We start from the raw sequence: 22,528 nt of genomic DNA on the forward strand, positions 1-22,528 counted from the left end.
TGGCCTCGTAAAAACTCCTTTCTCTAATAAAAACATATTGAGAAAGGAGTTTTATTATTTCTAAAAATCCGCTTAATTTGACGGATTTAATAAAACAATTCCGGTAAATTCCGTAATTTTGCACCCGTAAAAGAATGTGTTTTTCAGGAAAAAGAGATTCGCCATGACGAAAGAGATGACGGAGGGTTCACCCCTGCGGTTGATATTCAACTTTTCGCTCCCGCTCATTTTGGGAAGCTTGCTCCAACAGACTTATAGTCTGATAGACGCAGCCATCGTAGGAAAATATTTAGGCATCAACGATTTGGCAGCCGTGGGGGCCAGTACATCCGTCGTGTTCCTCATCATCGGATTCTGCACCGGCTGCTGTTGCGGTTTCGGCATTCCCGTGGCGCAGGCGTTCGGCGCACGTTCATACAGCGACTTGCGGCGTTACGTGGCCAACAGTCTTTGGGTTTCCCTCATCATTTCCATTGTGTTGGCCGTCGTCACTTCCCTGCTTTGCGAGAGAATCCTGTTCATGATGCAGACACCGCACGACATCCTGCATAGTGCCTACCTCTATCTTCTGGTCATCTTCATCGGCATTCCTTTCACTTTCCTTTATAACCTGCTCTCCAGTCTCATCCGAGCATTGGGCGACAGCAAGACCCCGTTCTACTTCCTGCTGCTGTCCTCCGTCCTGAACATCGCCCTCGACCTGTTCTGCATCCTCGTGTTGCATTGGGGCGTGGCCGGAGCCGCCATCGCCACGGTCTTCTCACAAGCCGTCTCTGCCCTGCTTTGCCTGTATTACATGTTCAGGAAATTCGGCATACTGAAAATGGAAAAGGGAGAAACCGCCTTGGACAGACACTACATAAAAGGGCTGTTGGATATGGGCGTACCGATGGGACTACAGTTTTCCATCACGGCCATAGGGAGCATCATGCTCCAAAGCGCGAACAACGCCCTGGGTACTTCGTGCGTGGCAGCCTTTACTGCCGGCATGCGCATCAAGATGTTCTTCATGTGCCCGTTGGAGAGCATGGGCATCGCCATGGCCACGTATTGCGGACAGAACTATGGGGCGGGAAAAACAGAACGTATCAACATGGGGCTGCGCGCCAGCTTTTTCATGGTCTGCCTCTACTGCATCTTCTGTTTCATCGCGTTGCATCTTTTCGCCCGCCACATCATCTACCTGTTTGTGGATGTCCATGAATATGAAATCATAGAAAAGGCCAACCAGTTCATCGTCACCTCCTGCACCTATTTCATCCCGTTAGGACTGCTGTGCCTGCTCAGGTACAGCATCCAAGGATTAGGATACAGTAAACTGGCCATGATGTCCGGTGTATTCGAAATGGTAGACCGCACGGCCGTCAGCCTGTTCCTGGTCCCTATTTTAGGATATACGGGAGTTTGTTACGGCGACCCTTCGGCTTGGTTTGCTGCAGACCTCTTCCTCATCCCGGCTTACCTTTACGTGCACAAACGCCTGTCCCGGAAGAGATGTTACGTGCAAGCCTCCTGAAATTTAAAGGAAAGTTACATACAAAAATCGTTTGGCTGAGAACGGAATTCCGTTCTCAGCCAAACGATTTTTCAATCTGCGCCAAATGATTTTCCGTTTGGCGCAGATTGATTTATAAACTACAAACATTTGAATATCAAATATATAAAAACAACAAATATCCTTACAGATATTCATCTTCATAAAGCCTTTCCTGCTGATGATATCATGGAAAATACGGCCATACGGTTCGTAGACCGACCGCAACACTTCTCAATAAGACACGGAAACTTCCAATCCCTCTTGCCGGATGCGTCCGGCAATGCGGTCCAACTCTTCATGCGTGGCCTTACGTAACTCATGGTCGGGCGTTTCGCGGTCGATGGTGTAAATCATGACCTGCGATGGAGCTATTTTCTTCACGGCACGCAACCACGGTTCCACGAAACGGTCGGAAGTATTGTCCACGTCCACACCGTCCGACATGCCTTTCATGAACATCGTCTGTATGATGACTTTGCCTCGGAAATCTTTCAGGCGTTCCACCACCCGACCCACTTCATAACGCCCCGTAGGACGGTCTACCCGGCTAATGTAATCCCCGTCCACCGTATCCAGTTTCAGGATGTTGTTGTCCACCTTCCCCAAAGCCTCGAAAACCTCCGGCCTGAATATTTGGGTGGCATTGCTCAACACGCTGATTTTAGCTTTCGGGAAATACCGGTCACGCAAGGCACGGGTGTCTTCTATGATTTCCGGAAAATGCGGATGCAGGGTGGGTTCCCCGTTTCCGGCAAACGTCAGCACATCCGGTACAGGGCCGTTCGCGGACATGTCCTTCAGCCTTTCTTCCAAGGCCACATGTACTTCCTCACGCGTGGGCAACGGCTTCCTGGGACGGAAATCCTTGTTGAACCCGCATTCGCAATACACACAATCGAACGTACACCACTTCCCGTCTTCCGGAAGCAGGTTAATGCCCAAAGAAACCCCCAACCGACGGCTGTGCACCGGCCCGAATATGGGAGAAGGATAAATGACTGTAGACATGGCTATATTCTAAAAAAACTACCTGCAAAGGTAACACAATCTTTTTTCAAAACTTGTAACGCAACAAGAAAGAAAGATCGTTTTTCCATCGGCCGCCTATCCGTTGCAACCCCTCCCCTATCTCGTCCCGGTCGAAATATCCGGTAGCCCCGTATTTACACATCAGCATCCAATGTTTTGCCACGTTCCACCGGGCATTCACCGCCGCCCTCATTCCTTGTCCGTACATCGTCATGAAAGAAAAGGCATACAACAACGAAGGCTCATAGAAAGACATCGGCGCCTTGTAGTCCTCGCTGTCGAAATACACGCACGACCCGGCCACATTCAAGCGGTTTTTCCGGTCCTTCCATTTCAGGATGCTCCCTCCCATGTATCCTCCGACATGCCGTCCATACACGTCCCTCACCCTTGTATATCGTGCCACCCCGCGCCATTCCCAGACTTTTGAAGGCATACACTGCGCCTGCACCTTCAATTTATGATACAGGTAAGGCTGCCCATAGCGTTCTTTCCGCTTCAGTTGGTAATGTCCGGACAATTCCCACTTCCGCGATACGACCCAATCGGCCTGAAACGTCCCTTCCACCCCTTCGGAAGCATGAGGTATCCCAAACTTCACCCACGGAAAATAAAAATAATCCACATAAGCGGACAACTTCAACTCGTTCAGCGGGGCTGCCTCCACTCCCATATAAAATCCGCTTTCGTTCCTGACCGCCCCACCTTCGGAAAAGCTGTTGGCACGCAATCCCACATACTGGTAAGCGAACAACCGCTGCAAAGCTACCACACTGTACCGGTGGTTGAAACGGTAAATGGCTTTGTTCAGCGTGGCCCAACCGCCATATACGTTGCTGAACGCCGTCTCGCCGGAAAACGAAAACCTGTCACGATGCCAACGGTAGTGCAGACTGGCATTCAGGAAATCCTTACCCTCCGGATAATATTGCCGGTAAAGTTCCGTGCCTTTTGAGAAAGAACGACTGAAATGTTGGTAAAACGCAGTCGCACCCAAAGAAAAATATTTCGTATTCCAAGTCACGTCTGCCCCGGCAGACTGCTCCATGACATTATGCTTTTTGGACAGTTCCAACAAAGTACGGTGCAAACCATCGGTCTTCAACGAAGAAACCGTCCCGTCCTTCCTTAAAGTGGCATCTGTAGGCAAATAGGAATAGAAAGCCGACACGTCCACTTTCCCGAAACGGAAAGTAACGGCCATTCCCCTGAAAAAGGAAGTTTCGGACGTAGAAGAGAATTTCTTGATGGACGGTCTCGTGTCGCCCATATTAAACAAAGTGGATTTCCCTAAAGAAAAATCACTGTTCACCACCAAACCTTCACCGAACCCCACCCGGTAGTCTCCCAATGCCAATGCCTTGAGTTTTCCACAATCTTTCAACAGGAAATGGAACGAATAGGCATCATAAGCCATATTGCCATAACTGCCGAACGGTTCTCCTGCGTCCTTCTCCGCCGTGAATCCCCAAAACAGCCTGTTCCTGTACTGATAAGTGTAGCGTATGTTATGGTACAACGAATTACCAAGATATACCTTATTGGGGTTTTTCAACAATACTTCATCTTCCGGTATTTGATATCCATCACGTTTATACAGAGGCACATCCAACCGGCTCGTCACCTCATGCCGCCCTCCTTTCAACAAGGTTTTCAACCGTAACTTTTCTTTTTCCTCCACAGGATTTTCCACGTAGACGAACAAAGCAAGGAACTGACGGGTCTGGTAGTCCAGTTCCTCTATCAACATCAATTCTCCCAACGATTGCATCGGGCCGTAACGGTACACGTATGCCAAGATTTCCTCTATCTCGTCCGCATCCAGAAAAGGCAACTGTTCCAAATCGTCTTTCGTAGCCGTGTTCAGGTTGAAAGGATGCTCATGCAATCCCGCCAACTCTTCCAAAAGCGGACTCATGTCTTCCCCGTCGTCATACTCATCCACAGAAATCTTCTCTACAAATTCTTCCCAGGAATAATGCTGTGCAATGACTTTATCCACAGGATATATTTGTAGTACACAATACATTAACATGTTTATCCACAAGCGTTGTAGATAAATGCAAGTAGAGTGTTTTTCTGCCATGCTTCAAATATAAGCAACTATTTCCGGTATGACAAATTATCCCCTACAAATAATCACTGCATTAGAATCCGCATTCACCACGTGACAAAGGCTTTACCTCACTACAAACTTCTTTCCATCTCTTATATATATGCCTTTAGGTAAATTATCCGTTCCATTTATCCGGATGCCGGATAAGCCATACACTATTCCATCTGCCTTTGAGGCTTTGGAGTCCATAGAAAACACAGGAACTGCATCGGGCGAATAATCGTCATTGTTGGTCAAATACATGTCGGCCACATCAATAACTCCACTTTGTCCGGCATACAGGGCGACAATCATGACACGGGAAACGTCCACCGGTTCGCCTTGAAGTGCTCCACTCGTATAAGTGATGTCATGAAGGGGAACGGCCACCAAAACCTCCCCTCCCACAGGGTATTGGCAACAATCAGACCAGATATTGTTCTCTGTATAAAGCATAATGCAAGCCCCTACTTTTTGGACTTTATCCAATTTCAATACCAAGTACTTGTAACCGCTCATATCCAATCCATAGGTATACTTCCATCCCATCTGCCCATTCTCGCCCGGAAAAAACGCCCTTACGGCCTCGCGGTACGTGCCGTTCCCGAACAATGCAGTTTCAATGAATTCTTCACCGAAAGGAAAACAGGTGGAATTGAGGGTGAATGACAGACTGGACATTTTTCCCGCCGCGTCTGTATAGGTTGCCTTCACTCCCGTACGTCCTTGCGAAAAGCCACGTACCTCCCCGTCCTTGATGTCTGCCACTTCAGTATTTTCTATTTCATACTCGGCCATATAAGACACATCCTCCGTATGCCCGTCTTCAAAAGCAGCCATCAATTCCAATTTCTGCCCTTTCCCTATTTGTACTTCCAAGTCCTTGTCCGGCATATCTATATTTGTCACGGGCATGTCCGGCATGTCCAACGGAATGCCATACACTTTATTTAAGACCACCCTGGCATAATGCCGTCCCATTTCACGGTAACCTTCAGAGGTAAAATGAAGCCCGTCACTCGCCCCTTCACAGCCTTCCGATGAAACGACGTGCGCGTTTACCAACCACGGCAGCATGCCAACATATTCATTGTGCCCCGCGCAAACTCCTCCTTCTGCCCCACTCAGCATTTCCCCCGCAAACAGAGGCACCTCTTCTTCTTTAAGGTCCAAATCACAAAGCAAATCCCTGTAGATTTTCTCCACTTTCTCCGGCCAGTCCGCTTGCCCATTGTTGCTTTCCCCCTGATGCAACAAAATGCCTTTGATAATGCCGTGCTCCTTGGCTTTCTTGCCGAATTCCACTAATTTCGCATAAGGATTCCCACCATATAACCCCATCAAATATTTCTGCCATTCATCGGCCTGTTCATAATATTTTTCATAACTAGCCTTGTCAAAACAATCTATACCGGCTCCTCCTATGGCCACCATCACGACACCTACCTTACAAGATTCCGGCAAATTATCCACCATAGTGCGGCCGAAATAATCCGCCACACTCAATTTGGCCCCATAACGGCACAACGGAGGAACAGCCGTGTACCAATCTCCTGGCGTACGTCCCATTTTAAGATCCTCGTCACAGACACTCATGACCCGGAAACGTTTGTCCACATTTTCCGTGTCGACACTTTCTATATCCGCATTCCCCTCCATATTAGATTGCCCGAAACACAAATAAATATGGAAAGTGGAATCCACGGCTTGCCCCTTGTCTCCCTCCAATCCATTCTCCTTATATTGGATACTTACGTTCCCTGTCGCCCGCAAATCAGCGGAATAACCTCTAAAACTACCTAAAAATACCATCAAAAGGATGTAAAAAACAGTTTTTTTCATCTTTAATAAGTTTATTGGTAAGATGAAGGCAAAGGTATGGAAAAACAGTATTTGAAAATCCACACAATGTTACAGATACTTTATATCATGTCATACAACTATTGCAAATACTACAAAAAATGAACTATTCTTTGTAAAATACACGCGATGAAAGTATTTAATTTATATTTTTGCAACGGATATGGGAATATACAGGCTTATCATATTAATCTTATTAGGTGCCTTTACTTTACAAGTGAAAGCGCAAGAAGAATTTATTCCTGTAGATGGGGAACCGAGAATAAAAGTAGTGTTTTACAAGAAAGCACAAAAGGAATTTTATCAAGGCGACTCCATCACCGTGATCATCATGCCCGAACTTCCGGTATATCCCCCACTGAAGTTTAAGAACAAAAGGGAAATCATACGATATAACAAATTGGTTTATAACGTGAAAAAAACACTTCCCATTGCCAAAATGGTTAACCAGACCATCTCCGAGACATACGAATATCTGGAAAAACTACCTACTAAAAAAGAAAAAGATGCTCACATTCGAGCCGTAGAGAAAGGCATAAAAAAGCAATATACCCCACAAATGAAGAAGCTGACTTATTCACAGGGGAAACTGCTCATCAAGTTAGTGGACCGCGAATGCAACCAAAGTTCCTTCGAAATAGTGAAAGCCTTTTTCGGTCCTTTCAAAGCCGGATTTTATCAGGCGTTTGCTAGCATATTCGGAGCTAGCCTGAAAAAAGACTATGACCCTGAAGCTGATGACCGGCTGACGGAACGGGTGGTTAGGATGGTAGAAGCCGGTACGTTATGACATCATACCTTTATATGTTCACAACTTCATCTTACGGGCAAACTCCCATACCAGTATTCCGGCTGTAACGGAAACATTCAAAGAATGTTTCGTCCCGAACTGGGGTATTTCTATACACCCGTCGCATTGGTCAACAACTTCTTGTTGCACGCCTTTCACTTCATTTCCTAATATGATAGCATACTTTTTTGCCTTATCCGGCCGGAAATCCTGCAACATGACACTGCCTTCCACTTGTTCCACAGCCCAAACTTCGTAGCCTTCTGCCTTAAGATGTTCCACGGCATCTTGCGTACGCTCATAATATACCCAATCCACGGAATCTTCTGCCCCCAATGCCGTCTTATGGATTTCCACCTGTGGCGGAGTGGCCGTGATTCCGCACAGATACACGGATTCTACCCTAAAAGCATCGGACGAACGGAATACGGAACCTACATTATATAAGCTTCTTACATGGTCCAGTACCACAATCAAAGGAAGTTTTTCAGCCGTCTTGAATTCTTCGGCAGAGATTCTATTCAGTTCCGTTATTTTAAGTTTTCTCATTGCTTTCAACATATTTGTTCACAAAGATAATAAAACCCATAAAAACTACTTGATAACTCGTTCACAAATCGTAAACAGATTATTGAAAAGAAACTTTGGATTTAGAAAATCAACCGTGTTACAGGAATATTTCAAACCACCAAATAAATTAGTAAAAGATAGAAATGAACTTTAAACCGTATTTTCATCAGATTTATGCAGCCTTTTTCCATTAAAGTTTTTAACTTTGTAGGTTATGAACAACTCGTTAAAAACGATAAAGAACATACGATAATGCATTCAGTTTAAAGAATAAGAGTCCCAAGGCACGTGTTGAAAAGTGACACATTACTCGATACTCCGCTTTGATAACTTAAAAAACAAGTTTCAGGCTTCTTTTTTATCGACACTATCAACAGCCTATTATCATTTACATTAGATTTTTTCAAAAAATAGAAATAAGAATTAATAATATATATATGGTTAAGAAAGAATGGATAGACAAGGGGTTCGTGGATGAACCCATAGCAAAGGAGTTTGATTTGAAAAGTGAAATCAGGGAACTTTGCCGGAAGAAGAATGCCGTCATCATGGCGCATTACTATACGGAAGGAATCATCCAGGATTTGGCTGACTTCGTGGGAGACAGTTTGGCACTGGCTCAAAAGGCTGCCAAGACCGAAGCGGATATCATCGTCATGTGCGGTGTGCATTTCATGGGAGAGACCAATAAGATTCTCTGTCCCGGCAAAAAGGTCTTGGTTCCGGATTTGAATGCCACCTGTTCGCTAGCCGAAAGTTGTCCGGCAGATGAATTCTCGCGGTTTGTCTCGGCACATCCCGGCCATACGGTCATATCGTACGTCAATACCACGGCTGCCACCAAGGCGGTGACGGATGTGGTGGTCACTTCGAGCAACGCCCGTCAGATTGTGGAAAGTTTCCCTTCGGACGAAAAGATCATTTTCGGTCCGGACCGTAACCTCGGCAACTATATCAATTCCGTTACCGGACGTAATATGTTACTTTGGGACGGAGCTTGCCACGTACATGAGAAATTCTCCGTGGAGAAGATATTGGAATTGAAAGAGTCCCATCCCGAGGCCAAGGTGTTGGCTCATCCGGAATGTAAGGGAGCTGTGTTGAAACTGGCGGATGTGGTAGGTTCTACCGCAGCATTGCTGAAATATGCCATCCGCCATGAAGGAAAGGAATTCATCGTGGCCACGGAAAGCGGCATACTGCACGAAATGCAGAAGGCTTGTCCGGAGAAAACGTTCATTCCGGCTCCTCCGGACGACAGTACGTGTGCCTGCAATGAATGCAATTACATGAGGTTGATTACGTTGGAAAAGCTCTATAATACCTTGAAATATGAGTGGCCGGAAATCGTAGTGGATGCGGAGGTGGCGGAAAAGGCTGTCAAACCGATTCACAGAATGTTGGAAATCTCCGAGAAGTTAGGATTGTAATGAAGCGTTTGAAGACTTTTACCGATGAACGTGGTAGCCTTACCGTGGCTGAGACCGGAAAGGATTTGCCTTTTGAAGTGAAGCGGGCATACTGGATTTATGGTGTACCCGAAGGACATGAACGTGGCAAGCATGCCAACCGTATTACCTACCAGTACTTAGTGGCCGTGAAAGGGTGCGTGACAATCGCCTTGGAAGACAAGGACGGACGGCGGACGTATGTGCTCGACGCACCGGACAAGGGGCTTCTCATCCCGCCGCTCACGTGGAACGAGTTGCTGCATTTCTCAGAAGACGCCGTGTTGTTGGTCTTGTCTTCCCAACCTTACCGGCCTGAAATGTATATAAACTCTTACGAAGAGTTCCTGCGTATCATTCATGAATAGAATAGGTGGTGTGGAGATGGAAACCGGATGGGAAATAAAGCGGTATAGCGATGACTGTAAGGAAGAATGGGACGGTTTCGTACGGGAGTCCCGCAACGGGACTTTCCTTTTCATGCGCGGTTATATGGATTATCATGCCGACCGTTTCGCGGACTTCTCCCTTATGGCTTACAGGGACGGACGGCTGCATGCTTTGCTACCCGCACACTGTACGGCGACGGAGTTTTGCAGTCATCGTGGACTGACGTATGGCGGAGTGGTGACGGATGAAAAGATGACGGCTGCGCTCATGTTGGGGTTGTTTGGGGAAATCTTTCGCTATTTACGGACGTATACATCGGTAGTCAAGTGGATTTATTCGCCCGTACCTTATATATATGCCCGTTATCCCAGTGAAGAGGATTTGTATGCATTGTACCGCTTTGGGGCACGCCTGTCAGGCCGTAAAGTTTCCACGGTCATTCCCTCTGCCGCAGCGTGGGGATTCAGTACGCTTCGGAAACGTAAAGTGAGGTGTGCTTTGCGTGAAGGATTGTCCATCAGGCAGGATGACGATTTTACGTCCTTTTGGACGGTATTGGAAGGGAATCTGATGGAACGCCACCAGTCGCGTCCCGTGCATACCTTGGAAGAAATCATGTTGTTGCATCGTCGGTTTCCGCAACAGATATTGCTGTACAGGGTTTGCCGTGCGGCGGAGCGTACAGTGGCCGGTTGCGTGTTGTACGTGACGGAAAGGGTGGTTCATGTACAATATATTGGTTCCACTCCCGAAGGAAGGGCGTACGGAGCCGTGGATTTGTTGTTCCACCATTTGATTCACGAGACATACAAGGATGTTCCTTACTTTGACATGGGGACTTCCGTAGAGGAAGGCGGCCGTGTGTTGAATGAGGGGCTGATATTCCAAAAAGAGGGTTTCGGCGGCCGGGCTGTCGTGTATGATACGTACGAGATGGAGGTATGAAAAGTCGTGTAATTTTGTGCGGCAAACGATTTTTCAATCTCCTGTGAATGATTTTCAGATCTGCTGAGAATGATTTTACGATGTGCCGAGGGCTTTATGAACTCCTCTCCTAATAGGTTTTTTGCTTGAAAAAGGCTTCACCCATTCATACTGTTTGTCATATAGGGAGTATGAAGGTTTCGTGAATGATAAAATCCTTGTGGTTCCAGAAGTGGTAGAGGTTTGTAAGTAGGGAAATAAAAAGCTTGAAAAATTTCCCTGAAAGAAAAATAGTTGTAATTTAGCTTCCTGAAAAGTTTGAAGTAAAGTAATGGTAAAATATTTGGATTTAAAGAAAATCAATGATTCTTTCGAACCGGAATTGTCGGAAGCTGTAGCACGGGTAGTGCGTTCCGGATGGTATCTGTTCGGGAAAGAGGTGGAGACTTTCGAGCAGCGGTTTGCCCGTTATTGCGGGGTCGGGTATTGCGTGGGGGCAGGGAACGGACTGGATGCCCTTACGCTTATCTTCATGGCTTACGTCAGCATGGGGCGGATGAAGGCGGGAGACGAAGTCATCGTGCCGGCAAATACCTACATAGCTTCCATATTGGCGGTCATGCGTGCCGGTTTGAGACCCGTACTTTGCGAACCTGAATGGGATACTTGCAACATAGACCCCGGGAAAGTGGAAAATTTGATTTCTGAGCGCACAAAAGCGGTCATGGTGGTGCATCTCTATGGCAGGGTGTGCCGGATGGATGAGATAAGCCGTACGGCCCGTAAAAACGGTTTGTTGGTGGTAGAGGACTGTGCGCAGGCTCATGGAGCGGTGTATCGAGGTGTGAAAGCCGGTGCTTTGGGGGATGCCGCAGGATTCAGTTTCTATCCTGGCAAGAATCTGGGAGCTTTAGGAGATGCCGGAGCTGTCACGACCGGTGATAAGGATTTGGCTGAGCGGGTACGCATGTTGGCCAATTACGGTTCTTCAGCCAAATATGTGCATCCATACGTGGGTATCAACAGCCGTCTGGACGAGTTGCAGGCGGCGGTTTTGAATGTGAAGCTCGGACGGTTGGACGAAGATAATGAACACCGTCGCAAAGTGGCTTGCAGGTACATGAAGGAAATCACGAATCCGAAAGTGGTCTTGCCACAAATGTCAACCGATGCGGATGCGCATGTATTCCATATTTTTACGATATTCACTCCTGGACGTGACAGACTACGTGAGCATTTGGAGCATTGTGGCGTGCAGTCTCTGGTACACTACCCTATCCCCCCCCATCGGCAAGGTGCATTGTCAGCGTACGCTTCGCTGTCATTGCCGGTGACGGAGCGTATTCATCGTGAGGAATTGAGCCTGCCGATGTCCCCTTTATTGACAGACGAGGAAATCAATTCGGTGGTAACCGCCGTAAATACTTTTAATGGATAAAAGTGACGCGGTTTACGATGGCTTTTTTCCCTTCTGCATTGGTGGAGATGATGTTATAGACTCCTGAAGAGACTCTCTTTCCGCTTTGGTTCCGGCCGTCCCAAGTGAACAGACCGCCATTGGCATGGCCGGAATATACCAACTGTCCTGTGACGGTAGTGATTTTGACTTCAGCATTGAAGGTCAGCCCGTCTACTGCGATGACTCCGTTGTAGTCCGGTTTTACGGGATTGGGATACACACGCACGTTGCTTTTATCCAATTCTGCGGCAGGCGTGTTGGCATCACTCATATACGATACAAGCCCTAAAAAGGTACCTATCATGACTTCTCCTGTTTGCGGATTGACAGCTATGCTCTGTATTTCATCAGATATGAGCGGAGAGTTTTCCGTAGTGAAATGTTGTAATATTTTCTGCCCGTCTTCGCTTATCAGGTAAACACCGTCTGCACCCGTTCCAATCCATTTCCTGTTGGCTGCGTCAATGGCTATGCTGCTGATATTAACTCCATTGAGCAAGTAGTCGGCATAGTCTGTCCCGTCGTTACGGGCTATTTTGATTTGAGTGAACCTGAAGTCGTCGTTTTGGATAAATTCATCCGGGTCTTCTATGACGAAGAGTCCCTCGTTTGTGCCCACCCATATTTGCTTGTTGAGGTCTTGGGCAAAGCTGTTGAAATAGTAGGGATCATATTGTACTCCGTCCTGGTTGGTGATATCTTTTCTTATTATATGTATATCGTCCGATGTGTCTTCCAAAGTTCCGTGGTAATCCAATACGAAAACGCCAGCTTTATTGGTGGAATTCCTTTTGGAGAGAACCCATAGCCTTCCTTTGTCATCGAAAAACATAGCAGGAAGGTTGGGGGCTTTTTTAAGCTCTTCATAATACAGTTTTGTCCAAGTATTGTCTTTTTTCAATATGGTCAAGATGGTGTCTACCTCACTGTTTACCATCCAAAGGTTACCTTCTGTATCGTATTGCAGGGCATCGCAGCGTACGTAATCTTGTGGGCGGGGGCTGTCAGGCAAAATAGTTTGCAGTGGACTGTTGGTATAATCATATCTCTTGATGAATTTGAAATCCTTGAACTCATACAATCCGTGTCCCGCCGAGCTTACATAGTGGTGCGTGGGGTCGGAAGGATCTTGTGCAATACTGCTTGTATTGGTGTATTTCACATTGGTTTGTTTGATTATACCGTCTTCATTAAAGTTATACCATGTTCCGTTTTCGTAATACATAACCGTGCCTTCTCTGTCTATGCCGTTATAATTCAAGTCCCCTCCTGCGATGAGCAAACGATTGCCATTATAGTGCATGTTGCAAAAATAGTCGCGTATGGGGCTGTTAGGTTGGATGGCAGATTGTGTGGCAGAGAGTGCCTTGCCTGAAAGGACATAAGGCTGCAAGCCTTTTATGCCTTGGCTTGCCCAATATGTACCGTTGCTATAAACTAAATAATTGAATAAATTGTCTTGTCTGACTTCCTGTTTGTCTGTGATGTTGTTGAACAGATAGATACTGGAAGAGTTTCCGGTGAGCATGACGTCTTCAGAGCAAGAAAAAAAAGAGTTTGCTCCTTTTGTCAGAGCTGTGGTTGTATAGTGTTGTTGGTCAACGATGAACAACCCTGTAGTCTTGTTGAATCCGATTAGCTCATCTTTGAAGAATGTTAGTTCGTGGAAAAAATTACCGCTGATATGTTTCCAATTGTTCTTGTCCAACAAATTGAGTTTCAGATTGCCAATGTGGAAACCGTTTTCTGAACAACAAAGGTAGATGTAATGTGCATCTGCCGTACAACTATGTACGTTCAATTTTAAATCGTATGTAGCTTCGAACTCTTCTTTATCCATATTCACCACGACTATTCCGAAGTTCGTGCATATATATGCTTTTTCGTTTACTACGGAAACATTGTTGATGACGAGGTTGGGATAGTTTTTGTCTTTTAACTGTTTCATGTTGACCACCTCGTTGTCCGGATAGATTAGGTCAATGTTTCCGTTTTCATATACAAGAATAAGCTTTTGGCTTGCACTGCTATATCTTATGAATTGTATTTTGGTGTCGTGCAACCCGTTAAGTCTGTCGAACACGTAGACTTCCGTATCTTCGGTGTTGTAACTGAAAAGATTTCCATTACAAAGAGAATATATTTTATGGCCTACCGGTATATTATAAGTAGATATTTGCAATGCCGGATAAGCTTTCCACGAACCGATAGCCTGTCCGAACGAAATGGCCGTACAACCTATAAAGACGATAAGCCATAAAATATATTTCTTCATAAAATCCGATTTTTAAGTTTAAGATTCTTTTGTAAGATAATCACAGAGGGCAGCTACTGCACGTGCGCGGTGGCTGATGCGGTTCTTGATGTCGCTACCCAGTTCGGCGAATGTGGTATCATAACCGTCGGGTTGAAAGATAGGATCGTAGCCGAATCCGGATTCTCCGCGTTTCTCTTTGGTAATTTGTCCTTTCACGATTCCCTCGAACTGCCTTTCTTCTCCTTTTTCTATTAACGAGATAATGGTGCGAAATTGTGCTTTTCTATTATTTTTTTCTTCCATTTCTTTCAGGAGTTTGTTCATGTTGGCTTGCGAATCATGTCCTTGTCCGTCGGCATAACGTGCGGAATACACACCCGGTGCTCCTCCAAGGCTTTCTACTTCCAGTCCGGTATCGTCGGCAAAACAATCTAACCCGTAATGTTCGTATACGTACCGTGACTTTTGTCGGGCATTGCCTTCAAGAGTGTCAGCTGTTTCAGGGATGTCGGCATGGCAGTGAATGTCGGCGAGACTTAATATTTCGATGCTATTACCTAAGATGGCCCTTATTTCTTTCAATTTATGGGCGTTGTTTGTAGCAAAAACTAGTTTCTTTTTCATTTTATCTTACTTTTATTTTATCGAATCCTTCACCATAAACGCCTACCACATTGCTTTGCGAAACGAAGGCTCTGGGGTCGATACGGTGAATGAGACGGAATATTTCTATGCCTTCCCTTCGTTTGGCCATAACGACCAGTACCTTCCTCGGCTCTTTGCTGTACCATCCTTCGCCGTTAAGAATGGTGACTCCTCGGTCAAGTTGTTTACAAATGGCTTCGGCTATTTCTTCATGTTTATTGGAAAAAATAAGGAACTGTACGGATTGCCGTGCACTGTTCATATAATAATCCAACATAATCATGGAAATGATGAGTACGCAAAATCCGAATACGACTTTTTGCGATTCGTGAAACACAAAGTAGCTGGAAGATACGATGGCAATATCGCAAAACATTAATGCGCGTCCTAAACTGATGTCGCGGTATTTGTTGACAATGGCAGCTATGATATCAGTTCCTCCTGTACTACCGTTACTTAAAAAGACAATGGCAAGCCCTACTCCTTCGCAGCATGCTCCAAGCACACAGGCCATAAAAGTCTGGTCGCCTAAAATCGTAGGAAGTTGTCCGCTTTCGTCAGACAAAAGTTTTTGGAAAAGGTCAAATTCAAATGTCAGGGCTAATGTACCTACAATCGTTTTTAAACAGAAACGGAAGCCTAATATTTTGATGGCAGCGATAAGTAAGGCTGCGTTAACCAAGAAATAAGTATATTGTACAGGAAAACCTGTGGCGTAATATATGATAGCGGATACACCGGATAATCCACCGGTTGTAATTTGGTAAGGTAAGATAAAAGCGGTGAATCCTAACGCGTAAATAGTAAGTCCTATAAAAAGACTAATGTAATCTTTGGTTTCTTGCCAAATATCTTCTTTTGAGTATTTCATATTTATTGAATACAAAGATTTTTATATAGGAGACTACTTGACAAACAAGTAGTCTCCTAAAAGGTTTGACACTATTTTAATACTATATTTACGATACGTTTCGGTACGATAATGACCTTGACTATTTGCTTACCTTCTGTATATTTTTGGGTTTGTTCGTCGTTCAGTACCGTCTTTTCAATGGAAGCATTGTCTGCATCTGCAGGGAAATCCAATGTGAAACGAGTTTTTCCGTTGAAGGAAATGCTCAGTTTCATGCTGTCTTCTGTCAGGTACTCTTCCTTCCATTCAGGCCATAGGGCATCGCATACGCTCTTTGCCTCTCCCAAGGCGTGCCACAATTCTTCTGCGATATGCGGAGCAAAGGGAGCCATAAGGGTGACCAACGTGCGAAGAATGCCCAGGTTATGGCATTTTTGTTGGGAAAGTTCATTCACGCAAATCATGAATGCACTGATAGAAGTGTTATAAGAGAAGGCTTCGATGTCCGCCGTGACTTTTTTGATAAGCTTATGCAGCGATTTCAATGACTCCTTGTCGGCTTCTCCTTCCGTGGGCAGGAAATTACCTGTCCGGTCGTAGAACAAGGCCCAGAACTTTTTCAGGAAACGATGGCAACCGTCGATGCCGTTGGTATCCCAAGGTTTGCTTTGTTCCACTGGCCCGAGGAACATTTCATACAGGCGGAGCGTGTCGGCTCCGAACTTCTCTACTATCATATCCGGATTGACCACATTGAACATACTCTTGCTCATTTTTTCAATGGCCCATCCGCAGATGTATTTGTCGTCTTCCAGGATAAATTCCGCATCGTGATACTCCGGCCGCCAGTTACGGAAAGCTTCGATGTCTAGCACGTCGCCCGATACGATATTGACATCCACATGCAGGGGCGTAGTATCGTATTGGTCTTTCAGGTTTAGCGAAACGAACGTGTTGGTATCCTTGATACGATACACAAAGTTACTCCGTCCCTGTATCATTCCTTGGTTAATGAGCTTTTGGAACGGTTCTTCTTTGCAACTGTAACCCAAGTCATGCAGGAATTTGTTCCAAAAACGACTGTAAATCAGATGGCCGGTAGCGTGTTCCGTACCGCCTACGTATAGGTCTACGTTTTGCCAGTAAGCATCCACGTCCTTGTCTACCAGTGCATGGTCGTTTTTCGGGTCCATGTATCGGAGATAATAGGCAGAACTGCCTGCAAATCCCGGCATGGTGTTCAATTCCAACGGGAAAACCGTTTGGTGGTCGATGCGTGAGTTTTCCGTCACGCAACGGTTCACGGTATCCCATGCCCATTTCGTGGCATGTCCCAATGGCGGTTCCCCGCTTTCCGTGGGGAGGAATTTGCTGACTTCCGGTAATTCCAACGGCAGGCAATCTTCGGGAATCATGTAAGGCATGTTGCCTTTGTAATATACCGGGAAGGGTTCGCCCCAGTAGCGTTGGCGGCTGAAAATGGCATCGCGCAAGCGGTAGTTTACCTTTACCCTGCCCAATCCATGCGTTTTGACATACTCTTTTGTGGCTGCAATGGCTTCCTTGATGGTCAATCCGTTGAGCGAGAAATCAATATAGGGAGTCACTCCGGTGCGTGGCGAATTGGTTACGATTCCTTCTTTGGCATCGAAGCTTTCCTCACTCACGTCACAGCCTTCCACCAACGGGATGATAGGCAAGTTGAAATGTTTGGCAAAGGCATAGTCACGGCTGTCGTGCGCCGGTACGGCCATGATGGCTCCCGTCCCGTATCCGGCCAACACATAATCACTTATCCAGATAGGGATGTTTTCGCCCGTGAAAGGGTTGATGGCGTACGAACCCGAGAACACACCGGTTACGCGGCGGTCGGCGATACGTTCACGTTCCGTACGTTTTTTGGTGGCATCAAGATAAGCTTCCACTTCCGTCTTCTGCCCTTCGGTGGTAACTTCCGGTACCCATTCGCTTTCGGGAGCCAATACCATAAACGTGACACCGAACATGGTGTCGGCCCGTGTGGTAAAGATTGTGAATTCCTTATCGCTGTCTTTTATTTTAAATTGCACTTCCGTGCCTTCAGAGCGTCCTATCCAGTTGCGTTGTGTCTCTTTCAATGAATCCGTCCAATCCACCGTATCCAACCCATCCAATAAGCGTTGGGCGTATGCACTGACACGTAGGCACCATTGGCGCATCTTTTTCTGAACGACGGGATAACCTCCGCGTTCGCTCACGCCGTCCACTACCTCGTCGTTGGCCAACACCGTACCGAGTTTCGGACACCAGTTCACCATCGTTTCGCCCAAATAGGCGATGCGGTAATTCATGAGCGTCTCCTGCCGTTTCTTTTCGTCCATGGCTTTCCATTCGTCGGCAGTGAACCGCAGTTCCTCGCTACAAGCCACGTTCAAGCTTTCCGTACCCTTTTTATCAAATGCCTTTATCAGTTCTTCAATAGGGCGTGCTTGCTGCCTGTCATTGCAATAATAACTGTCGAACATCTTTTGGAAAGCCCATTGCGTCCAGTGGTAATAGGCCGGGTCACAAGTACGTACTTCCCTATCCCAGTCGAAGCAGAAACCAATCTTGTCCAACTGTTCACGGTAGCGGTTGATATTGGCTGCCGTGGTAACGGCCGGGTGTTGCCCGGTCTGTATGGCATATTGCTCGGCCGGAAGTCCGTAAGCATCGTATCCCATGGGATTCAATACGTTGAATCCTTGCAGACGTTTGTAACGTGCGTAAATATCCGAAGCGATGTAACCTAACGGATGTCCTACATGAAGCCCTGCACCACTGGGGTAAGGAAACATGTTGAGCACGTAGAACTTCTCTTTGCTATTGTTTTCCACAACTTTGTAAGTCTGGTGCTCCACCCAATATTTCTGCCATTTCGGCTCTATTTCCCTAAAATTGTATTCCATGTTATATATTGATATTTTTATTTTAATCTGTTTATAGAATGATGTCGTTTATCCACGCGCCGGTGATTTCCACAATATACATTTTATGGTAACCGCCTTGTTTGCCGTACCATCTTCCGTTGAGCGATGGGTCGAGGAAAGCTTCGGGAGCCAAGTTGCCGGCATACAACTTCCTGCCGGCCAAAGCAAGCCGTGCCTGTTCAAAAGTTACGCATTTGCCTTCTTCAAGGGGATATGGCGTAAGTCCGCTTTCGAGTGTCTTGTCTATATCCCGTCCGGATTTTGAACCGCACAAGTTATATACTTCACGCGCCTTGGGTGATTTCCCAAAGAAAGAGAGCGTCATGAAGTCGTTGTTTTCCGTAAACTCAAAAGTATAGCGTTCGGGACGAATGAATACGAAAGCTACAGGTTTGTTCCATAACCACCCTACTCCGCCCCATGATGCGGTCATCATGTTATATCGGTTGGCATCGCCGGCACAGACCAACATCCATTCTTTGCTGATCGTTTCGAAAAAATTCTCCGTAAGTTCAGAGACTTCTACCTTTTTCATCTCTTTTCTTTTTATAATAAGGTACAAAGATAGTGAAAGGCGAGTGCAGAGACAAATGAAAACGCAGTTTTCTGATTTGTCTTTGCCGAGCCGCCTCCTATTTTCGTGGAAACAAATATACGGATTTTACATGTCGCAGCGAATTTTTTCAGGATATTCCTTGACGTAAATCAAGAAAAAGAGGCATAATGGGAATATTACGTCCGAAAGCATGCGGCTTTCAGGAATATCGCGTAACTTTGCATTGTCTTAAAACAAGAGACGATATTGAAAGCATCGTGAGATGCAGATAGGTTAGGTATTAGATTGAGGTAAAAAAGATTGTTACAGTATAATGTTGAGCATAGGACTGCGTGAGGCAGTGGTTTAATAGGAAAAGCAAACGAATAGTTCGTTGAGTGTTTATGAGAAAAATTTTGAGAGATTAAAGATTTGTTTGTCGGGGCTTTCCTCTTGTGATTTGAGGGTTGTCCCGTTTTTCGTATCTTGTAGAAAAACAGAATAATCCATTTCAAATCAAAAAAAATAATCGTATTTTTGTGGTTCATTCTAAAAAGTTAGCGATTATGGCAAAAGAAGGGTTGACCCCGATGATGAAGCAATTTTATGATTTGAAAGCAAAACACCCCGATGCGATTATGTTGTTCCGCTGTGGGGATTTCTATGAAACTTATTGTGAAGATGCCGTCGTTGCTTCTGAAATATTGGGTATTACCTTGACAAAACGTAGTAATGGCGGAAGGAATGGAGAGCCTGTGGAAATGGCCGGATTTCCTTACCATGCTTTGGATACGTATTTGCCTAAACTCATCCGGGCAGGGCGGCGTGTGGCCATTTGCGACCAGTTGGAAGACCCTAAGCTGACCAAGACATTGGTGAAGCGTGGAATTACGGAATTGGTGACTCCCGGAGTTTCAATGAATGACAATGTATTGAGTTACAAGGAAAACAATTTCCTTGCCGCTGTGCATTTCAATAAGAATGTTTGTGGCGTAGCCTTTTTGGATATCAGCACGGGAGAGTTTCTCACGGCAGAGGGTACGGCTGAATATGTAGACAAACTCTTGGGGAATTTTTCGCCGAAAGAAGTGCTTTTCGAGCGGGGAAAACGGAATCTGTTTGAGGGTAATTTCGGAACAAAGTTTTTTACGTTCGAGTTGGATGACTGGGTCTTTTCCGAACGTTCGGCCACGGAAAAGCTGCTGAAGCATTTCGAAGTGAAAAATCTGAAAGGCTTCGGCATCGACCATTTGAAATGCGGCATCGTGGCATCGGGTGTTATCCTGCAATATTTAGAGATGACCCAACACAGCCAGATCGGGCATATCACGTCCATTTCGCGCATCGAAGAGGAGCGTTACGTCCGTTTGGATAAATTCACCGTGCGCAATCTGGAATTGTTGAATTCCATGGTAGACGGTGGTAATTCGCTGTTGGGCGTGATAGACCGTACGATTACCCCGATGGGTGCCCGCTTGATGCGCCGTTGGATATTGTTTCCGTTGAAAGACGAGAAGCCGGTCAACGAGCGTTTGGATGTGGTGGATTACTTTTTCCGCGAACCGGAGTTTAAGGAACTGGTTAGCGACCAGTTGCATCTGATGGGCGATTTGGAACGCATCATTTCCAAAGTTTCCGTAGGACGGGTGTCGCCACGCGATGTGGTGCAACTGAAAGTGGCCTTACAAGCCATCGAACCGATTAAGATAGCTTGCGAGCATGCTTCGGACGAGACTTTGAAGAGGATAGGGGAACAGTTGAACCTCTGTGCTTCCATCCGCGACCGCATAGCCCGCGAAATACAGAACGACCCGCCTTTGTTGGTCAACAAGGGGGGAGTGATAGCCGAAGGAGTAGACCGTGAATTGGACGAGCTTCGCCATATCGCCTTTGAAGGTAAGGATTATCTGCTGAAGATACAGCAAAGAGAAACGGAACTCACCGGAATCCCGAGCCTGAAGATTTCTTATAACAATGTCTTCGGGTATTATCTGGAAGTGCGGAATACCCATAAGGACAAGGTGCCTGCCGACTGGATACGCAAGCAGACGCTGGTGAATGCCGAGCGTTACATTACCCAGGAACTTAAGGAATACGAAGAAAAGATTATGGGCGCACAGGATAAAATCCTTGTGCTCGAAACGAAGTTGTATAATGAACTGGTGTTGGCCTTGGCCGAATTCACGCCGGCCATCCAGATTAATGCCAATTTGTTGGCACGGTTGGACTGCCTGCTGTCTTTTGCCCAAGTGGCACAAGACAACCGTTATATCCGTCCGGTGATTCAAGATGACGATGTGTTGGACATCAAGCAAGGGCGTCATCCGGTGATTGAAAAGGAGTTGCCGGTAGGGGAACAATATATTGCCAACGATGTCTATCTGGACACGGAGAAACAACAAATCATTATCATTACGGGTCCGAATATGGCCGGTAAGTCAGCTCTGTTGCGCCAGACGGCCTTGATTACGCTTATGGCCCAGATAGGTTGCTTCGTTCCGGCCGAATCTGCCCATATCGGATTGGTGGACAAGATATTCACCCGCGTGGGGGCAAGCGACAATATTTCCATGGGCGAGAGTACGTTCATGGTGGAAATGAACGAGGCGGCCAATATCCTGAATAACATATCCTCGCGTAGCTTGGTGCTTTTCGACGAATTGGGGCGTGGCACGTCCACGTACGACGGTATCAGCATCGCGTGGGCTATCGTGGAATACATCCATGAAAATAAAAAAGGGAAGGCAAGGACACTCTTCGCCACGCATTACCACGAGCTGAACGAGATGGAGAAGCTGTATCCCCGCGTGAAGAACTACAACGTGTCGGTGCGAGAAGTGGAGCAAAAAGTCATCTTTCTGCGTAAGTTGGAACGGGGTGGAAGCGAGCACTCCTTCGGTATCCACGTGGCCAAGTTGGCCGGCATGCCGAAGAGCATCGTGTCGCGGGCGAATACCATATTGAAGGAACTGGAATCTGCCAACAGCAAGGATGTGATGAAAAACAGCCGTGGGGCAAAGCAGGTCATGCAGGCGGACAACGGTGTGCAGCTTAGCTTCTTCCAACTGGACGACCCAGTGCTGTGCCAAATCCGGGACGAGATATTGCATCTCGACATCAATAACCTGACGCCTGTGGAGGCTCTGAACAAATTGAATGACATTAAACGTATCGTAACAGGAAAATAG

At 46.3% G+C, this 22,528-nt stretch carries 16 protein-coding genes; 7 read left to right on the forward strand and 9 right to left on the reverse strand.

The window, feature by feature from the left end; all coding sequences use genetic code 11:
* The first annotated feature begins 163 nt into the window (after positions 1-163).
* Entirely contained in the window at positions 164-1,516 is a 1,353-nt protein-coding gene (locus E0E47_RS11835; protein ID WP_130893792.1) for an MATE family efflux transporter, read from the forward strand.
* A 252-nt stretch (positions 1,517-1,768) separates the two neighbouring features.
* Here E0E47_RS11835 and E0E47_RS11845 read toward each other — a convergent pair whose 3' ends face one another.
* The 3 genes from E0E47_RS11845 to E0E47_RS11855 all read right to left on the reverse strand — a co-directional run bounded on the left by E0E47_RS11845 (position 1,769) and on the right by E0E47_RS11855 (position 6,503).
* On the reverse strand, positions 1,769-2,545 hold the full coding sequence (locus E0E47_RS11845) for a radical SAM protein (protein ID WP_130893794.1): 777 nt from the start codon (positions 2,543-2,545) through the stop codon (positions 1,769-1,771).
* Between the two features lie 46 nt (positions 2,546-2,591).
* Complete coding sequence (locus E0E47_RS11850) at positions 2,592-4,568, reverse strand: helix-hairpin-helix domain-containing protein (protein ID WP_232038425.1); 1,977 nt, start codon at positions 4,566-4,568, stop codon at positions 2,592-2,594.
* Positions 4,569-4,745: 177 nt separating this feature from the next.
* Positions 4,746-6,503, reverse strand: a complete 1,758-nt coding sequence (locus E0E47_RS11855) for a sialate O-acetylesterase (protein ID WP_130893796.1) — start codon at positions 6,501-6,503, stop codon at positions 4,746-4,748.
* 181 nt (positions 6,504-6,684) lie between these two features.
* On the opposite strand from E0E47_RS11855, the gene E0E47_RS11860 reads away from it, so the two are divergent.
* Complete coding sequence (locus E0E47_RS11860; RefSeq protein WP_008628035.1) at positions 6,685-7,311, forward strand: DUF4294 domain-containing protein; 627 nt, start codon at positions 6,685-6,687, stop codon at positions 7,309-7,311.
* Positions 7,312-7,329: 18 nt separating this feature from the next.
* On the opposite strand, the gene E0E47_RS11865 is transcribed toward E0E47_RS11860, so the two are convergent.
* On the reverse strand, positions 7,330-7,860 hold the full coding sequence (locus tag E0E47_RS11865) for an RNA methyltransferase (protein WP_040602922.1): 531 nt from the start codon (positions 7,858-7,860) through the stop codon (positions 7,330-7,332).
* Between the two features lie 458 nt (positions 7,861-8,318).
* Between E0E47_RS11865 and nadA the strand changes: the two genes are divergently transcribed.
* From nadA to E0E47_RS11885, 4 genes are all read left to right on the forward strand, one after another.
* Positions 8,319-9,311, forward strand: coding sequence for a quinolinate synthase NadA (gene nadA, locus E0E47_RS11870; RefSeq protein ID WP_130893797.1), 993 nt, complete (start codon positions 8,319-8,321; stop codon positions 9,309-9,311).
* Positions 9,311-9,697, forward strand: a complete 387-nt coding sequence (locus E0E47_RS11875) for a sugar 3,4-ketoisomerase (RefSeq protein WP_008628039.1) — start codon at positions 9,311-9,313, stop codon at positions 9,695-9,697. The genes nadA and E0E47_RS11875 overlap by 1 nt, the downstream gene beginning before the upstream one ends.
* The gene (locus E0E47_RS11880; protein WP_232038426.1) at positions 9,690-10,664 is read left to right on the forward strand and encodes a GNAT family N-acetyltransferase; all 975 of its coding nucleotides are present in this window, start codon (positions 9,690-9,692) and stop codon (positions 10,662-10,664) included. Before E0E47_RS11875 ends, E0E47_RS11880 begins: the two co-directional genes overlap by 8 nt.
* A gap of 310 nt (positions 10,665-10,974) precedes the next feature.
* On the forward strand, positions 10,975-12,081 hold the full coding sequence (locus tag E0E47_RS11885; protein WP_130893798.1) for a DegT/DnrJ/EryC1/StrS family aminotransferase: 1,107 nt from the start codon (positions 10,975-10,977) through the stop codon (positions 12,079-12,081).
* Here the strand turns inward: E0E47_RS11885 and porZ are convergent.
* The 5 genes from porZ to E0E47_RS11910 form a co-directional block, all read right to left on the reverse strand.
* Complete coding sequence (gene porZ / locus E0E47_RS11890) at positions 12,071-14,377, reverse strand: type IX secretion system anionic LPS delivery protein PorZ (protein ID WP_130893799.1); 2,307 nt, start codon at positions 14,375-14,377, stop codon at positions 12,071-12,073. The two genes, E0E47_RS11885 and porZ, sit on opposite strands and share 11 nt — an antisense overlap.
* 18 nt (positions 14,378-14,395) lie before the next feature.
* Positions 14,396-14,983: a non-canonical purine NTP diphosphatase gene (locus E0E47_RS11895; protein ID WP_130893800.1), complete on the reverse strand. Its 588-nt coding sequence runs from the start codon at positions 14,981-14,983 to the stop codon at positions 14,396-14,398.
* A gap of 1 nt (position 14,984) precedes the next feature.
* Positions 14,985-15,875, reverse strand: a complete 891-nt coding sequence (locus tag E0E47_RS11900) for a YitT family protein (RefSeq protein ID WP_008628050.1) — start codon at positions 15,873-15,875, stop codon at positions 14,985-14,987.
* 71 nt (positions 15,876-15,946) lie between these two features.
* A complete protein-coding gene (gene leuS, locus E0E47_RS11905; protein ID WP_130893801.1) occupies positions 15,947-18,784 on the reverse strand; it encodes a leucine--tRNA ligase in 2,838 nt (945 codons plus the stop codon).
* A gap of 31 nt (positions 18,785-18,815) precedes the next feature.
* Positions 18,816-19,340, reverse strand: coding sequence for a flavin reductase family protein (locus E0E47_RS11910; protein WP_008628054.1), 525 nt, complete (start codon positions 19,338-19,340; stop codon positions 18,816-18,818).
* 566 nt (positions 19,341-19,906) lie between these two features.
* Here E0E47_RS11910 and mutS point away from each other — a divergent pair.
* Positions 19,907-22,528, forward strand: coding sequence for a DNA mismatch repair protein MutS (gene mutS, locus E0E47_RS11915; RefSeq protein ID WP_172604698.1), 2,622 nt, complete (start codon positions 19,907-19,909; stop codon positions 22,526-22,528).

The sequence above is a fragment of the Paraprevotella xylaniphila YIT 11841 genome (assembly GCF_900683745.1).
GTDB classification, from domain to species: domain Bacteria; phylum Bacteroidota; class Bacteroidia; order Bacteroidales; family Bacteroidaceae; genus Paraprevotella; species Paraprevotella xylaniphila.

Bases quoted from the DNA above. Each gene is read 5' to 3' on its own strand.
- E0E47_RS11845 (WP_130893794.1), bottom strand. From the start codon at position 2,545: ATGTCTACAGTCATTTATCCTTCTCCCATATTCGGGCCGGTGCACAGC.
- E0E47_RS11855 (WP_130893796.1), bottom strand. From the start codon at position 6,503: ATGAAAAAAACTGTTTTTTACATCCTTTTGATGGTATTTTTAGGTAGT.
- E0E47_RS11835 (WP_130893792.1), top strand. From the start codon at position 164: ATGACGAAAGAGATGACGGAGGGTTCACCCCTGCGGTTGATATTCAAC.
- E0E47_RS11895 (WP_130893800.1), bottom strand. From the start codon at position 14,983: ATGAAAAAGAAACTAGTTTTTGCTACAAACAACGCCCATAAATTGAAA.
- E0E47_RS11860 (WP_008628035.1), top strand. From the start codon at position 6,685: ATGGGAATATACAGGCTTATCATATTAATCTTATTAGGTGCCTTTACT.
- mutS (WP_172604698.1), top strand. From the start codon at position 19,907: ATGGCAAAAGAAGGGTTGACCCCGATGATGAAGCAATTTTATGATTTG.
- E0E47_RS11865 (WP_040602922.1), bottom strand. From the start codon at position 7,860: ATGAGAAAACTTAAAATAACGGAACTGAATAGAATCTCTGCCGAAGAA.
- E0E47_RS11875 (WP_008628039.1), top strand. From the start codon at position 9,311: ATGAAGCGTTTGAAGACTTTTACCGATGAACGTGGTAGCCTTACCGTG.
- nadA (WP_130893797.1), top strand. From the start codon at position 8,319: ATGGTTAAGAAAGAATGGATAGACAAGGGGTTCGTGGATGAACCCATA.
- leuS (WP_130893801.1), bottom strand. From the start codon at position 18,784: ATGGAATACAATTTTAGGGAAATAGAGCCGAAATGGCAGAAATATTGG.
- porZ (WP_130893799.1), bottom strand. From the start codon at position 14,377: ATGAAGAAATATATTTTATGGCTTATCGTCTTTATAGGTTGTACGGCC.
- E0E47_RS11900 (WP_008628050.1), bottom strand. From the start codon at position 15,875: ATGAAATACTCAAAAGAAGATATTTGGCAAGAAACCAAAGATTACATT.
- E0E47_RS11910 (WP_008628054.1), bottom strand. From the start codon at position 19,340: ATGAAAAAGGTAGAAGTCTCTGAACTTACGGAGAATTTTTTCGAAACG.
- E0E47_RS11880 (WP_232038426.1), top strand. From the start codon at position 9,690: ATGAATAGAATAGGTGGTGTGGAGATGGAAACCGGATGGGAAATAAAG.
- E0E47_RS11885 (WP_130893798.1), top strand. From the start codon at position 10,975: ATGGTAAAATATTTGGATTTAAAGAAAATCAATGATTCTTTCGAACCG.